The 14,419-nt window shown below is 68.5% G+C and carries 11 protein-coding genes and 1 pseudogene; 2 read left to right on the forward strand and 10 right to left on the reverse strand.

What is annotated here, in order from left to right; genetic code table 11:
• Positions 1 to 278 precede the first annotated feature (278 nt).
• The gene (locus tag PKO50_RS03105) at positions 279 to 821 is read left to right on the forward strand and encodes a hydrolase (protein ID WP_275628772.1); all 543 of its coding nucleotides are present in this window, start codon (positions 279 to 281) and stop codon (positions 819 to 821) included.
• Here PKO50_RS03105 and rlmF read toward each other — a convergent pair whose 3' ends face one another.
• The 4 genes from rlmF to PKO50_RS03125 all read right to left on the reverse strand — a co-directional run bounded on the left by rlmF (position 822) and on the right by PKO50_RS03125 (position 5,965).
• Positions 822 to 1,811 (reverse strand): 23S rRNA (adenine(1618)-N(6))-methyltransferase RlmF, encoded by a 990-nt coding sequence (rlmF, locus tag PKO50_RS03110; RefSeq protein WP_275628773.1) that lies wholly within the window; start codon positions 1,809 to 1,811, stop codon positions 822 to 824.
• 257 nt (positions 1,812 to 2,068) lie between these two features.
• Entirely contained in the window at positions 2,069 to 2,365 is a 297-nt protein-coding gene (locus PKO50_RS03115; protein ID WP_109934509.1) for a winged helix-turn-helix domain-containing protein, read from the reverse strand.
• Positions 2,366 to 2,382: 17 nt separating this feature from the next.
• Complete coding sequence (locus tag PKO50_RS03120; RefSeq protein WP_275628774.1) at positions 2,383 to 4,215, reverse strand: SLC13 family permease; 1,833 nt, start codon at positions 4,213 to 4,215, stop codon at positions 2,383 to 2,385.
• Positions 4,216 to 4,309: 94 nt separating this feature from the next.
• Positions 4,310 to 5,965: a thiamine pyrophosphate-binding protein gene (locus PKO50_RS03125; protein WP_275628775.1), complete on the reverse strand. Its 1,656-nt coding sequence runs from the start codon at positions 5,963 to 5,965 to the stop codon at positions 4,310 to 4,312.
• Positions 5,966 to 6,172: 207 nt separating this feature from the next.
• On the opposite strand from PKO50_RS03125, the gene PKO50_RS03130 reads away from it, so the two are divergent.
• Entirely contained in the window at positions 6,173 to 8,077 is a 1,905-nt protein-coding gene (locus PKO50_RS03130) for a M14 family metallopeptidase (RefSeq protein ID WP_275628776.1), read from the forward strand.
• A 232-nt stretch (positions 8,078 to 8,309) separates the two neighbouring features.
• Here PKO50_RS03130 and PKO50_RS03135 read toward each other — a convergent pair whose 3' ends face one another.
• The 6 genes and pseudogenes from PKO50_RS03135 to PKO50_RS03160 form a co-directional block, all read right to left on the reverse strand.
• Positions 8,310 to 8,663 carry a DUF86 domain-containing protein gene (locus PKO50_RS03135; protein ID WP_109934513.1) on the reverse strand — a complete coding sequence of 118 codons (354 nt, stop codon included), beginning with the start codon at positions 8,661 to 8,663 and terminating at the stop codon, positions 8,310 to 8,312.
• Positions 8,656 to 8,946 (reverse strand): nucleotidyltransferase family protein, encoded by a 291-nt coding sequence (locus PKO50_RS03140; RefSeq protein ID WP_089389528.1) that lies wholly within the window; start codon positions 8,944 to 8,946, stop codon positions 8,656 to 8,658. Before PKO50_RS03140 ends, PKO50_RS03135 begins: the two co-directional genes overlap by 8 nt.
• Positions 8,947 to 9,025: 79 nt before the next feature.
• Positions 9,026 to 11,874: pseudogene (locus tag PKO50_RS03145) on the reverse strand (valine--tRNA ligase).
• Between the two features lie 213 nt (positions 11,875 to 12,087).
• Complete coding sequence (locus PKO50_RS03150; protein WP_109934515.1) at positions 12,088 to 12,453, reverse strand: DNA polymerase III subunit chi; 366 nt, start codon at positions 12,451 to 12,453, stop codon at positions 12,088 to 12,090.
• Positions 12,454 to 12,467: 14 nt separating this feature from the next.
• Positions 12,468 to 12,896, reverse strand: a complete 429-nt coding sequence (locus PKO50_RS03155) for a DNA polymerase III subunit chi (RefSeq protein ID WP_275628777.1) — start codon at positions 12,894 to 12,896, stop codon at positions 12,468 to 12,470.
• 34 nt (positions 12,897 to 12,930) lie between these two features.
• Positions 12,931 to 14,418 (reverse strand): leucyl aminopeptidase, encoded by a 1,488-nt coding sequence (locus PKO50_RS03160; protein ID WP_109934517.1) that lies wholly within the window; start codon positions 14,416 to 14,418, stop codon positions 12,931 to 12,933.
• Position 14,419 lies beyond the last annotated feature (1 nt).

The following is a 14,419-nucleotide window of genomic DNA, read 5'->3' on the forward strand; positions in this document are numbered from 1 at the left end:
CCCTCTCCCTGAAGGGAGAGGGGACCGTTCGGAGTGAGTAGATATTTCGGTGTCAGCCGGTGACCACGTCTCAGGTTGAAACCATTCCTCTGCGCGGGCACGGACAAGCCCCCTCTCCCTTCAGGGAGAGGGCTGGGGAGAGGGAGCGGACTTCGACGCAAGCTCCAGCGCTTCACCTTTGCTCATTCTCTTCCCTGCGTTTGTGTCGACCTGCTTTCCCGGTTGACACCCCAACACAGCAAGCCGAAAAAGAAGAACCACCCCCAGGAGACACCCCCATGCTGCTCCACGCCCCCACCTCGACCCTCCTCATCATCGACATCCAGGAACGCCTGTTCCCGGCCATCCACGACGCCGAGGCGGTATTGCAGCACAGCGCCTGGCTGCTGGCCGTGGCCCGGCGCCTGGGCGTGCCGGCGCTGGCCACCGAGCAGTACAGCAAGGGCCTGGGCCCGACCCTGGCGCAGTTGCGCGAGCAGCTGCCGGCCGCGGCCATCCTGGAGAAGATCGCCTTCTCCGCGGTGGCCGACCCGGGCCTGCTGCAGTTGCCCGGCGGCGAGCGCCGGCAGTTCGTGGTGTGCGGCACCGAGGCCCACGTCTGCGTGCTGCAGACCGTGCTCGGCCTGCTGGCCGAGGACCGCGAGGTCTACGTGGTGGCCGAGGCGGTCGGCTCGCGGCGCCCGGAGGACAAGGCCCTGGCCCTGGAGCGCATGCGCCAGGCCGGCGCGGTGATCGTCAACCGCGAGATGGTCGCCTTCGAATGGCTGGAGCGCGCCGGCAGCGAGACCTTCCGCGCCGTCAGCCGCGAGTTCATCCGCTAGTCAGCCGTACCAGGCGCGGCGCGCCTCGGAGTCGAGAAAGGTCCAGGCGACGAAGCGGCTCTGCTTCTGCCCCTGGGCCATGTCCACGGTGCGCACCTGCAGCGCGCCGGCCTTCTTCAGGGCGCGGCGGAAGTCGTCGAGGTTGCCGGCCTTGGACACCAGCGAGCTGAACCACAGCACCTGCTGCGCCACCTCCCGGCTTTCGCTGGCCATGCGCCTGAGGAAGGCGATCTCGCCGCCCTCGCACCACAGCTCGTTGCTCTGCCCGCCGAAGTTCAGCATCGGCAGCTTGCGCGAGGGGTCGAGCTTGCCGAGGTTCTTCCACTTGCGCCGGCTGCCGGCGCGGGCCTCGTCGGGCGAGGCATGGAAGGGCGGGTTGCACAGGCTGGCGTGGAAGCGTTCGTCGCTGTGCAGCAGGCCGTGGAAGATGTGCCGCGGCTCGGGTTGCTGGCGCAGTTCGATGGCCTCGGCCAGGCCCGGGTTGCCCAGCACTATGTTGCGCGCCGAGGCCAGAGCGGCGGGCTCGATGTCGGCGCCGAGGAAGCGCCAGCCGTAGTCGCGGTGGCCGATCAGCGGGTAGATGCAGTTGGCCCCCACGCCGATGTCCAGCACGCGCACGCCGGGGCCGCGCGGCACGCTGCCGGCGTTGTCCTCGGCCAGCAGGTCGGCCAGGTAGTGCACGTAGTCGGCGCGGCCGGGAATCGGTGGGCAGAGGAAGTCGGCAGGGATCTCCCAGTGGCCGATGCCGTACTGCGCCTTGAGCAGCGCGCGGTTGAACACCCGTACCGCCTGCGGGTCGGCGAAGTCGATGCTGGGCTTGCCGTAGGGGTTGGTGATCACGTAGTCGCCCAGCTCGGGGCTGGCGGCGATCAGGCTGGGAAAGTCGTAGCGCCCCTGGTGGCGGTTGCGCGGGTGCAGCAGGTCGGGCTTCTTCGCGGCGGGGTCGCGCAGCGGTTGCGGCGTGGCGAGGCGTTTCGGCGGCTTGGGCATGGCAGGCGGCGGGGCAGGGGAGCGGAGGGGGATTTTCCCACAGATGCCCCTCGTCTGGCGCGTCCCGCGCGGTGGTGGCCTGGGCGTAGGGCGAATAACCGTTCGCGGTTATCCGCCGCTACACCCAGGCTCTCGTCGGCTCCGCGTTCCAACTGGGCGGCTCTTCCAGTTCGACTCCGAGTGCCTGGGGCCATGGTCAAGCGGCGGATAACGCGGAGCGTTATTCGCCCTACGTTCTTGCGGACTACGGTGCGGTGTCAGGGATAGCCCAGCAGCGCCTTGATCTTCGCCAGGTTCGCCGCGATCCAGCGCGGGTCGATGGCGCCCCAGTCGCGGATGCGGTAGTGCCCGGCGTTGTTGCGCTCGCCGGCGTGCTGCTCGAACACGCAGTCGATGTCCAGGTCGGCCAGCGCCGCCAGGGTGTCCTGGGCAGTGCGGCGGGGCATGCCGGTGGCTTCCATCAGCGCCGGCACGCTGCTGGCCGTGCCGCTGTCCACCAGCCAGGCGACGTACAGGCGGCGGTAGAAACTGCTCTTGGTCTTGCTCGCTTCCATGGGGCGTCCTTGTTCGTTCAGTACAACGGCAGCAGCCAGGGTACCAGCAACACGCTGACGATCATCACCAGCAGGGTGAAGGGCACCCCGACCCTGACGAAGTCGCCGAAGCGGTAGTGCCCCGGGCCCAGCACCAGGGTGTTCACCGGCGAGGAGATGGGCGTCATGAAGGCCGCCGAGGCGGCCAGCGCGACTATCATCGCGAAGGGCGCCGGCTGCGCGCCCAGGGCCTTGGCCGTGGCGATGGCCACCGGCGCCATCAGCACCGCGGTGGCGGTGTTGGAGATGAACAGGCCGATCAGCGCGGTGAGCAGGAACAGGCTGGCGAGGATCAGGTAGGGCCCGGCGCCGCCCAGCGCGCCGACCAGCGCCTGCACCGCCAGGGCGATGCCGCCGGTCTTCTGCAGGGCCAGGGCGAAGGGCAGCATGCCGACGATCAGCACCAGGCTCTGCCAGTGGATGGCGCGGTAGGCGCTGTCCATGTCGATGCAGCGGAACAGGCCCATGAGCAGGCAGGCGATGAGCGCGGCGAGCACGTTGGGCACCAGGCCGCTGACCATCAGCAGCACCATCAGCCCCAGGGCCAGCAGCGCGTGGGGCGCCTGGCTGGCCGCCGGCGCGGCCTCGTCCACCTCCGCCGGCAGGCTCAGCACCAGGAAGTCGCGGCCCTGGCCCTGGAGCTGGCGGATGTCCTTCCAGGCGCCCACCACCAGCAGGGTGTCGCCGACCTTCAGCTTGGCCTCCAGCAGGCCGTCCACCACTGCCTCGCGGTTGCGCCGCAGGCCCACCACGTTGAGCCCGTACTGGCTGCGGAAGCCCAGCTCCAGCACGCTCTTGCCCAGCAGGGCGGATTCCGGCGGCAGGGTCACCTCGGCCATGCCCACCTCGTGGGCGCGTTCGGTGAAGTAGTCGCCGTGCAGGCTCAGCGGTTCCAGGCCGTACTCGTGGTAGAGCTGCAGCAGGTCGATGCCCGGCTGGAGGATGTCCACCAGCAGCACGTCGCCGGCCTGCAGCACCACCTCGGCGCCGGGGCTGAGGATCTTCAGGCGGAAGCGCGCCAGGCGCTCGATGGCGATGACGTTGGTGCCGCGCTCGGTGCGCAGCTGCACGTCGCCCAGGGTCATGCCCGCCAGCCGGGAGTCGGCGCGGATGCGCAGCCGGCGTTCGCGCCCGGCCAGCTGGTAGTCGCGGATCAGGTCGCGCAGCGAACGGCGTTGCGCGGCGTTGCCGGGGCTGTCGTCGCCGTGGCCGAGCCAGCGCCGGGCCACCAGCATGTAGGCCACGCCCAGGGCCAGGATCACCAGGCCGATGGGGGTGAAGCTGAAGAAGCCGAAGCCCGCCTCGCCCTCGCGCACCAGTTCGCTGTGCACCACCATGTTCGGCGGCGTCGCCACCAGGGTGAGCATGCCGCTGATCAGCCCGGCGAAGCTCAGCGGCATCATCAGCCGCGCCGGCGCCACGTTCATGCGCGCGGCGACGGTGAGCACCACCGGGATGAAGATCGCCACCACGCCGGTGGAACTCATCACCGAGCCGAGGCCGGCCACCGCCAGCATCAGCAGCACCAGCAGGCGCGTCTCGTCGCTGTCGGCCTTGTGCGTCAGCCATTCGCCGATGCGGTAGGCCACGCCGGTGCGCACCAGGCCCTCGCCGATCACGAAGAGCGCGGCGATCAGCACCACGCTGGGGTCGGCGAAGCCGGCCAGCGCTTCCTGCACGCTGAGCACGCCGGTCAGCGGCAGCGCCACCATGGCCAGCAGGGCGACCACGTCCATGCGCGGCCGGTTGAGGACGAACAGCGCCACCACGGTGGCGAGCAGGAACAGGACCCAGAGCAGTTGCGGATTCATGCGCTTCCTTAGCCGGCGAATCGGCAGGCATTGTTCCCGGTCGCGGGGAACAATGCCTTGACCCGATGCAGCTTAGCGAAGCCTTTGGCGCTTTTCAGGGAAGCCGCGCCACCGGGGTGATCTGCCGTGGGTCGGTGCGCAGCTCGATCAGCGCCGGCTTGCCGCAGGCCCGGGCGCGCTGGAAGGCGGCGGCGAAGTCCGCGGTGCGCTCCACCCGCTCGCCGTGGGCGCCGAAGGCCCGGGCCAGGGCGACGAAGTCGGGGTTGTGCAGCTCGGTGGCGCAGATGCGCCCGGGGTACTCGCGTTCCTGGTGCATGCGGATGGTGCCGAGCATGCCGTTGTTGACCACGATGACGATCAGCGCGGCGCCGAACTGCACGGCGGTGGCCAGCTCCTGCGGGTACATCATGAAGCAGCCGTCGCCGGCGAAGCACACCACCTCGCGCTGCGGCTCGCGCAGCTTGGCGGCGATGGCGGCGGGGAAGCCGTAGCCCATGGCGCCGTTGGTGGGCGCCAGCTGGCTGCGGGCGGCGCGGTAGCGGTAGAAGCGGTGCACCCAGACGGCGTAGTTGCCGGCGCCGTTGCTTATCACCGCGTCCTCGGGAAGGGTTTCGGCGAGGTGGCCGACCACCGCGGCCAGGTCCACGCCCTGCAACTCGGTGGGGCTGGCCGGCGGGGTGGAGTAGGCCAGGTAGTCGGCGCGGGCCTCTGCCGTCCATTCGGACCAGGGGCGTTCGGCCATTGGCGGCAGGGTGTCCAGGGCGGCGGCGATGGCCGGCAGGCTGGCCTGGATCGGCAGGTCGGCCTGGTAGACGCGGCCCAGTTCGCTGGCGTCGGGGTGGACGTGGATCAACGTCTGGACGGGTTTCGGGCTTTGCACCAGGGTGTAGCCGGCGCTGGGCGTCTCGCTCAGGCGCGAGCCGAGCACCAGCAGCAGGTCGGCCTCCTGCACCCGCACGGTGAGCCTGGGCGAGGCGCCGAAGCCGAGCTGGCCGACGTACCGTGCGTCGTCGTTGTCGTAGAGGTCCTGGCGGCGGAACGAGGCCACCACCGGCAATTCGTTGGCCCGGGCGAAACGCTGCAGGGCGCGGCGCGCGGATTCGTCCCAGCCGGTGCCGCCAACTATCAGCAGCGGCTTGCGCGCACGGGCGAGCAGGCTGCGCAGCTCTTCCAGCACGGCCAGCGGCGGGGCGACCTGCGGGATGCGCGGGGCGGGCGCGTCCGCTACCTGCGCGGTGCCGAACAGCACTTCCTCCGGCAGCCCCACCACCACCGGGCCGGGGCGCCCGGACTGGGCCACGGCGAAGGCCTGGGCGACCACCTCGGGGATGCGGCGGATGTCGTCGATCTCCGTGGCCCACTTGGCCAGGCCGCCGAACATCTGCCGGTAGTCCACCTCCTGGAACGCCTCGCGGCCCTTGAAGGCGCTTTCCACCTGGCCGACGAAGAGGATCATCGGCGTCGAGTCCTGCCGGGCCGTGTGCACGCCGTTGGCCGCGTGGGTGGCGCCCGGCCCGCGGGTGACGAAGCAGATGCCCGGGCGCCCGGTGAGCTTGCCGTAGGCGTCGGCCATGTTCGAGGCGGCGCCTTCGTGGCGGGTGACGATGGTGCGGATCGCGCGCGCGTCGTGCAGCGCGTCGAGCACCGGCAGGTAGCTTTCGCCGGGGATGCAGTAGACGGTGTCCACCGCGTTGCGCAGCAGGGCTTCGACGAGGATCTGGCCGCCATTGCGGGCGGGGAGGTCGGACATGGTTCGGGCTCCTGTGGAAATCGGGCCGGTGGCCTTGGCGGCGCCGGCGCGTCGATCTTCGGCCCAAAGCCTGCGCCGCGCCAAGCGAGCTTTCTTCGGGTAGTCATTCCACCTCGGAATGACGCCTGCGACAACCGGCCCCTTCGGCCGCGCGGATCATGGTCTAAGGTTCTCCGGGCCATGGCTCACCGCGAAAGGAGGCCCCCCATGCGCCATCGAGGATTCCACCCGCTGTACGCCGCGCTGCTGCTGGCCGGCAGCCTGCCGGCCCTGGCCGCGTTGCCCCAGGCGCCCGGCTACGTCGACGACAGCGGCTACCCGGCGGCCGCGAAGCAGCGCATCCTGCCGCCGATGTTCGAGCAGAAGCTGGCCAGCACCCGCTACCTGGCCAGGCCCGACGACCCGCTGATCACCCTGGCCGAATCCAGCGGCTTCCGGCAGACCAGCGACTACCACCAGAGCCGTGACTACCTGAAGAAGCTGGCCGATGCCTCCGGCGGCAGGCTGCTGCTGAGCGAGCTGCCGGAGAAGAGCGCCAGCGGCGAGCCGATGCTGCTGGTGACCGCCTCGACCGAGGCCGACAAATCGCCGGCCGGGCTGAACGGCTCGGGCAAGCCGACGCTCTTCGTCGAGGCCGAGATCCACCCCGGCGAGGCCAACGGCAAGGACGCGATGTTCATGCTGCTGCGCGACATGACCGCCGGGAGCAAGCCACTGGCCGGGCTGCTGGACAAGGTCAACATCCTCTTCATCCCCACCGTGAACGTCGATGGCGACCTGCGCCGCAGCCCCTACGGGCGCATCAACCAGAACGGCCCGGAGGTCACCGGCTGGCGCGTCAATGGCCTGAACCTGAACCTCAACCGCGACTTCACCAAGCTCGACAGCGCGGAAATCCGCAACGTCGCCTGGGTGTTCAACCAGTACGACCTGAGCTTCTTCGCCGACACCCACTCCACCGACGGCGCCATGTACCCCTACGACAGCTCCTACTGCCACAACGGCAACGGCTGGTCGCCGGCATCCAGCCAGTGGATGGACGAGGTCATGCGCGCCCCGGTGTACAAGGAACTGGAAGGAGACGGCCACGTGGTCCACGAGTGCATCAGCCTCAACGACAACCAGGACCCGGCCAAGGGCTACTACCCCTACCGCACGGACCTTGCGCGCTTCTCCAACCAGTACGGCGACATCCGCAACGTGCCCTCGATCCTCATCGAGCAGCACGCGCTGCACCCGTATGAAACCCAGGTGCTGGGCAACTACGTGATGCTCAAGGCGATGTTCCGGGTGATCGGCGACAACGCCGGGTCGCTCAAGGCCGCCATCGCCAAGGACCGCGAGCGCCTGGAGGCGCAGAAGGAGGTGATCCTGACCTGGAAGCCGGGCAAGGAGCAGCACACGCCCTTCGTCGTCGGCGACTACCACTACGAGCAGTCGCCCATCACCGGCGCCAGGACCATTGTCTGGAGCAACAAGCCGAAGACCTTGCAGGTGCCGATCAGCGACAACTCGGTGCCCGACCTGGTGGTCAAGCGGCCGAAGCGGTACGTGGTGCCGGTGCAGTGGCGCGAGGTCATCGCCCGGCTCAAGGCCCACGGCATCCGCATGCAGACCCTGGAGCAGCCGACCGCCATCGAGGTCACCCTGTACCGCATGGACGACATCAAGCTGGCCGGCGGCTTCGAGCCGGACCGCGCCGCGGCCAACGAAATCCCCGGCTACGAGGGGCACCTGCTGGTCAGCGGCACAGGCAAGCCGTTCCAGCGCCTGCAGACCTTCCCGGCCGGCTCGGTGGTGATCGACACCGACCAGCCGCTGGGCGTGCTGGCGATCAACCTGCTGACCGCCGAGAGCCCGGACTCCTTCTGGTCCTGGGGCTTCTTCAACGCCACCCTGGTGTCCGCCGAGGAGCCGGAGGAATACGTGATGGAGCCCATGGCGCGCAAGATGCTCGCCGAGGACCCGCAGCTGAAGGCCGAGTTCGAGAAGAAGCTGAAGGACGACAAGGCCTTCGCCAAGGACCCGCATGCGCGGCTGGAATGGTTCTACCAGCGCACGCCCTTCCATGACGTGAATGCCTACGTCTACCCGGTTGGCACGGTGTTCTGACTGGTTGTAGGAGCGGGCCCTGCCCGCGATTCGCGCGCAGGGCGCGCTCCTACAGGGGAATGGCGTGGGTGGGACGGCGTAGGAGCGGATCTCATCCGCGAATCGCGCCGGTGGCTTGGGTTATCGCGGACAAGGTCCGCTCCTACGACCGAGCTTCCCTGGAAACGTAGGGCGGATAACCGTTCGCGGTTATCCGCCGCCGGCCGTAACGTCGGTTCCCGGAGACAACGGGCTACGTTTGCTGTTGGCGTAGGACTCGCAGTTGCGTCAGCAGGGTAGGGACCTCGTCGCGGACGATGCTCCACAGCGTATCGTCGTCGATGCCGAGATAGCCGTGGATCAGCCGGTTGCGCGTCGCGACGAGCATGCGCCAGGGGATCTGCGGGTTGGCCTGGCGCGCTTCCGGGGGAACATGCGTCGCGGCTTCGCCGATGATCTCCAGGTTGCGCAGGGTGGCGTCGTAGACCAGCGGGTTATCGACGAAGGCCTGCTGGTCGAGGCCGGCGCAATAGCTCAGGACTTTCTCCGCGCAGGTGATCATGTCGTCGACATAGAAGTGCCAGACGCGCCCGGACGCCTCAGACATTCACCGCCTCCGCCTCGATGAAGGGCCGCAGTTCGGGGCGCAGGGCCTTTTCGGTGACCAGGTCGACGCTGCTGCCCAGCAGGTCCTCCAGGTAGAACTGCACACCGAAGTAGCGTTCCGAGGTGGCGGGGCCGTCGAAGGCCACCAGGATGTCCACATCGCTGTCCGGCCTGGCAGCATCGCGCACGGTGGAGCCGAACAGGGCGAGCCGGACCACGCCGAAGCGCTCGGCCAGCTCGGGCTTGCAGCTTTGCAGCAGGTTCAGGGCGTTGGTGCGCTTCATGGCGTCCTCCGGGGGATACGCCAGAAGGTAGCACAAGCGAAAAGCACAAGGCCCGCATCGCGGGCCTTGTGGATAACGCTTACAGGCTGGCGATCTTCTCGCGCTGCTGGATCAGGTTGGTCACCGCCTGCTCGGCCTCGGCCAGCTTGGCGCGTTCCTTCTCGATCACTTCGGCCGGGGCCTTGGCGACGAAGCCTTCGTTGGCCAGCTTGCCGCCGACACGCTTGACCTCGCCTTCCAGGCGCTGGATTTCCTTGTCCAGGCGCGCCAGTTCCGCGGCCTTGTCGATCAGCCCGGCCATGGGCACCAGCACCTGCAGCTCGCCGACCAGCGCGGTGGCCGACATCGGCGGTTCCTCGCCTTCGTCGAGCACGCGCACCGACTCCAGCTTGGCCAGCTTCATCAGCAGCGGCTCGTTGTCGGCCAGGCGGCGATGGTCCTCGGGGAGGCGTTGTTCAGCACCAGGTCGATGCGCTTGGCCATGGAGATGTTCATCTCGCCGCGGATCTGGCGGATGCCCAGCATCAGCGCCTTGACCCACTCGATGTCGCCTTCGGCGGCGGCGTCGATCTTCGCTTCGTCGGCCACCGGCCAGGGCTGCAGCATCAGGGTGTCGCCGCTCTTGCCGGCGGAAGCCTTGATGCGCTGCCAGATTTCCTCGGTGATGAACGGCATGAACGGGTGCGCCAGGCGCAGCGCGGTCTCCAGCACGCGCACCAGGGTGCGGCGGGTGCCGCGCTGGCGCTCGATGGGCGCGTTCTCGTCCCACAGCACCGGCTTGACCAGTTCCAGGTACCAGGCGCAGTACTCGTCCCAGATGAACTCATAGAGGGCCTGGGTGGCCAGGTCGAAGCGGAAGGCGTCGAGCTGGCGGGCGACTTCCTGCTCGGTGCGCTGCAGCGCCGAGATGATCCAGCGGTCCACCGCTGACAGCTCGACCGGCTCGCCGTTCACGCCGGTGTCCTGGCCATCGGTGTTCTCGATGACGAAGTTGGCGGCGTTCCACAGCTTGTTGCAGAAGTTGCGGTAGCCCTCGACGCGGCCCATGTCGAACTTGATGTCGCGGCCGGTGGAGGCCAGCGAGCAGAAGGTGAAGCGCAGGGCGTCGGTGCCGTAGCTGGCGATGCCTTCGGGGAATTCGGCGCGGGTCTGCTTGGCGATCTTCTCGGCCAGCTTGGGCTGCATCATGCCGCTGGTGCGTTTCTCCAGCAGGGCGTCGAGGCTGATGCCGTCGACGATGTCCAGCGGGTCGAGCACGTTGCCCTTCGACTTGGACATCTTCTGGCCCTGGCCGTCGCGCACCAGGCCGTGGACGTACACGGTCTTGAACGGGACCTGCGGGGTGCCGTCCTCGTTCTTGATGAGGTGCATGGTCAGCATGATCATGCGCGCCACCCAGAAGAAGATGATGTCGAAGCCGGTCACCAGCACGTCGGTGGGGTGGAAGGTCTTCAGGTACTCGGTCTGTTCCGGCCAGCCGAGGGTGGAGAAGGTCCACAGGCCCGAGCTGAACCAGGTGTCCAGCACGTCCTCGTCCTGGCGCAGCTTGGCGTCACCCAGGTTGTGCTTGGCGCGTACCTCGGCCTCGTTGCGGCCGACGTAGACGTTGCCGGCTTCGTCGTACCAGGCCGGGATGCGGTGGCCCCACCACAGCTGGCGGCTGATGCACCAGTCCTGGATGTCGCGCATCCAGCTGAAGTACATGTTCTCGTACTGCTTGGGCACGAACTGGATGCGGCCGTCTTCCACAGCGGCGATGGCAGGTTCGGCCAGCGGCTTGGTGGAGACGTACCACTGGTCGGTCAGCCAGGGCTCGATGACGGTGCCGGAGCGGTCGCCCTTGGGCACTTTCAGCGCGTGGTCGTCGATTTTCTCCAGCAGGCCGGCGGCTTCGAAGTCGGCGACTATCTGCTTGCGCGCGACGAAGCGGTCGAGGCCGGCGTAGGCGGCCGGCAGGCTGGCGTCCAGCTCGGCGTTGACGCTGCCGTCGAGGTGGAAGACCTGGGCCGTGGCGAGGATCGCCGCGTCCTTGTCGAAGATGTTGATCAGCGGCAGGTCGTGGCGCTTGCCGACTTCGTAGTCGTTGAAGTCGTGGGCCGGGGTGATCTTCACGCAGCCGGTGCCGAACTCGCGGTCGACGTAGTCGTCGGCGATGATCGGGATGCGCCGGCCCACCAGCGGCAGCTCGACGAAGGTGCCGATCAGCGCCTGGTAGCGCTCGTCTTCCGGGTGCACGGCGACCGCGCTGTCACCGAGCATGGTTTCCGGGCGGGTGGTGGCGACGATCAGGTGGTCCTTGCCGTCGGCGGTCTTGTGGCCGTCGGCAAGCGGGTAGCGCAGGTGCCAGAGGTGGCCCTTCTCGTCGTGGTTCTCCACTTCCAGGTCGGAAATGGCGGTGTGGAACTTGGTGTCCCAGTTGACCAGGCGCTTGCCGCGGTAGATCAGGCCGTCGTCGAACAGGCGGACGAAGGCTTCCTTCACCGCGTTGGACAGGCCGTCGTCCATGGTGAAGCGCTCGCGCGACCAGTCCACCGAGGAGCCCAGGCGGCGGATCTGCCGGGTGATGGTGCCGCCGGACTGCTCCTTCCACTCCCAGACCTTGTCCAGGAACTTCTCGCGGCCGAGGTCGTGGCGCGCCACGCCCTGGGCGGCCAGCTGGCGCTCCACCACCATCTGGGTGGCGATGCCGGCGTGGTCGGTGCCCGGCTGCCACAGGGTGTTGCGGCCCTGCATGCGGCGGTAGCGGATCAGCGCGTCCATGATGGCGTTGTTGAAGCCGTGGCCCATGTGCAGGCTGCCGGTGACGTTCGGCGGCGGGATCATGATGGTGTACGGCTCGCCGGAACCCTGCGGGGCGAAGTAGTTGTTCTGCTCCCAGGTGGGGTACCAGTGGGATTCGATGGCGTGGGGCTGGTAGGTCTTGTCCATGAGCGCGGCGGGACCCTGTAGGCGGCTAAACGGAAAACCGTCAAATATAAACAAGCTGCAGGCCACAAGCTACAAGCGGCAAGCAAAAGCCCGCCGGGGCCTCCACGGGACCGTAGGGCGAATAACGCCGCAGGCGTTATCCGCCGTTGTTCCTGGCATCGGTGTTTCCGGCCGGCGGCGGACAACCGCGAAGGGTCATACGCCCTGCGCCGGTCAGGGCTTGCGCTGCGCCAGCAGCCTTTGCAGGCGCGCTTCCAGGCGGCGTTGCAGCTCGGCTTCGATCTGCGGCACGAAGTCGTCGATGACGTCCTGCAGGATCAGCTGCGCGGCGGCGCGCAGTTCGCTGTCCAGGCGGGCTTGCTCGCGGCTGGGCGCGGGCAGGTCGTCGTCGGCCTGTTCCTCGGCCGGGGCTGGCCGTGGCGAGGCCTGCACCACGTCGGAGAGCAGCGGGATGTTGTCCGGCTCGAAGGATTCGGTGAGCAGGGGCGGTTCGCCATCCGGCTCGCCGAGCAGGCCGTGGATCGACTCCAGGTCGTCGAGCAGGTGGTCGGGGTCTTTCGGGGGCTTGCGGCTGTCCATTTTTCCGTAAAGCGTCAGAGGCGCGGCAGGCGATGGTCCTGCAAAGGATAGCCCTGCTCGCGGTAGTAGCGGAAATTCTCCCGCGCCGCCTGGCGGATGGCCGGTTCCTCCACCACCAGTTCGGCGATGCGCGAGAACTCGCCGGCGAAGGCCGGCACCGCCAGCGTCAGGTTGACCAGCAGGTCGTGGCGGCCCGCCGGGGGCTCGCCCAGGCCCAGGGTGACCGGGGCCTGGGCGTCTTCCTCGGCGGCGTTGTGCGGCACGAAGGCTTCCTTGCGGAAGCTCCACAGGCGCGCGTCCAGGGCCTCGCGCTGGGCTTCGTCGGCGCATAGCAGGTACACCCGCATGCCCTGCCGCCAGGCCTTGTCGGCCAGGCGGCAGGCGATGGTCAGGCGCGCGTCGGGATCGGCGCTGGGGATGACGTAGAAGTCGACCCGCGTCATGCCGGCGATCCCATCGAACGATTGCGCTTTGCCATTACTTCACGCGGTCCAGCAGGTACTGGGTGAGCAGCGGCACCGGGCGGCCGGTGGCGCCCTTGTCCTTGCCGCCGCTGATCCAGGCGGTGCCGGCGATGTCCAGGTGCGCCCAGTGGTACTTCTTGGCGAAGCGCGAGAGGAAGCAGCCGGCGGTGATGGTGCCGGCCTTCGGCCCGCCGATGTTGGCGATGTCGGCGAAGGGGCTGTCCAGCTGCTCCTGGTACTCGTCGAACAGCGGCAACTGCCAGGCGCGGTCGTCGGCCTGCTCGCCGGCCTTGAGCAACTGGCGGATCAGCGTGTCGTTGTTGCCCATCAGGCCCGAGGTGTTGGCGCCCAGGGCGACGATGCAGGCGCCGGTGAGGGTGGCGATGTCCACCACCGACTGCGGCTTGAAGCGCTCGGCGTAGGTCAGGGTGTCGCACAGCACCAGGCGGCCTTCGGCGTCGGTGTTGAGGATCTCGACGGTCTGCCCGCTCATGGTGGTGACGATGTCGCCGGGGCGGGTGGCGCCGCCGCTGGGCATGTTCTCGGCGCAGGCCATCAGGCCCACCAGGTTGATCGGCAACTGCAGTTCGAGCACCGCGCGGAAGGTGCCGAAGACGCTGGCGGCGCCGCACATGTCGAACTTCATCTCGTCCATGCCCAGGCCGGGCTTGAGGCTGATGCCGCCGGTGTCGAAGGTGATGCCCTTGCCGACCAGCACGTGCGGCGCCTCGTCCTTCTTGCCGCCGTTGTAGTGCAGCACGATCAGCCGCGGCGGCTGGTCGCTGCCCTGGGCCACGGCGAGGAACGAGCCCATGCCCAGGTCGCGCAGTTTCTTCTCGTCGAGAATCTCGACCTTCAGGCCCTTGTGCTCCTTGGCCAGGGTCTTCGCCTGCTCGGCGAGGAAGCTGGGGTGGCAGACGTTCGGCGGCAGGTTGCCGAGGTCGCGGGTCAGGGCCATGCCGTTGGCGATGGCCCGGGCCTCCCTGGCGCCCTGCTCGACGGCGGGGGCGTCGGCCTTGTCGGCCAGCAGGGTGAGCTTCTTCAGCTTGGGCGCTTCGGCCTTCTGGCTCTTGTAGCGGTCGAACACGTACAGGCCATCGGCCAGCGTCTCCACCAGCAGGCGCGCCTTGCCATGGGCGTTGCGGCCCTTGACCGCCAGGTCGCCCAGGGCCAGCACGGCGTCGCTGCCGCCCAGGTTCTTCAGGCTGGCCAGCACCGAGGAAACCAGTTTGCGGTATTGGCGGTCGGAGAGTTCGCGCTCCTTGCCCGCGCCCACCAGCAGCACGCGTTCGGCCTTAAGGTTGGGCAAAGCTTGCAGGAGTAGTGTCTGGCCGACCTTGCCGGCCAGGTCGCCGCGCTTGAGCAGGGCGGCGATGGCGCCGCCGCTGGCGGCGTCCACGGCCTGGGCCGCGGTGCCGAGCTTGCGGCCTTCGCCGACGGCGAGCACCAGGGTGGCGGTCTTCAGGGTTTGCGGACTGACGCTTTTTACAAGGAATTCCATG

Source organism: Pseudomonas sp. 273, assembly GCF_029201425.1.
GTDB lineage: Bacteria > Pseudomonadota > Gammaproteobacteria > Pseudomonadales > Pseudomonadaceae > Pseudomonas > Pseudomonas delhiensis.

Coding starts and splice junctions, on each gene's coding strand:
- PKO50_RS03105 (WP_275628772.1), top strand. CDS start 279: ATGCTGCTCCACGCCCCCACCTCGACCCTCCTCATCATCGACATCCAG.
- rlmF (WP_275628773.1), bottom strand. CDS start 1,811: ATGCCCAAGCCGCCGAAACGCCTCGCCACGCCGCAACCGCTGCGCGAC.
- PKO50_RS03115 (WP_109934509.1), bottom strand. CDS start 2,365: ATGGAAGCGAGCAAGACCAAGAGCAGTTTCTACCGCCGCCTGTACGTC.
- PKO50_RS03120 (WP_275628774.1), bottom strand. CDS start 4,215: ATGAATCCGCAACTGCTCTGGGTCCTGTTCCTGCTCGCCACCGTGGTG.
- PKO50_RS03125 (WP_275628775.1), bottom strand. CDS start 5,965: ATGTCCGACCTCCCCGCCCGCAATGGCGGCCAGATCCTCGTCGAAGCC.
- PKO50_RS03130 (WP_275628776.1), top strand. CDS start 6,173: ATGCGCCATCGAGGATTCCACCCGCTGTACGCCGCGCTGCTGCTGGCC.
- PKO50_RS03135 (WP_109934513.1), bottom strand. CDS start 8,663: ATGTCTGAGGCGTCCGGGCGCGTCTGGCACTTCTATGTCGACGACATG.
- PKO50_RS03140 (WP_089389528.1), bottom strand. CDS start 8,946: ATGAAGCGCACCAACGCCCTGAACCTGCTGCAAAGCTGCAAGCCCGAG.
- PKO50_RS03150 (WP_109934515.1), bottom strand. CDS start 12,453: ATGGACAGCCGCAAGCCCCCGAAAGACCCCGACCACCTGCTCGACGAC.
- PKO50_RS03155 (WP_275628777.1), bottom strand. CDS start 12,896: ATGACGCGGGTCGACTTCTACGTCATCCCCAGCGCCGATCCCGACGCG.
- PKO50_RS03160 (WP_109934517.1), bottom strand. CDS start 14,418: ATGGAATTCCTTGTAAAAAGCGTCAGTCCGCAAACCCTGAAGACCGCC.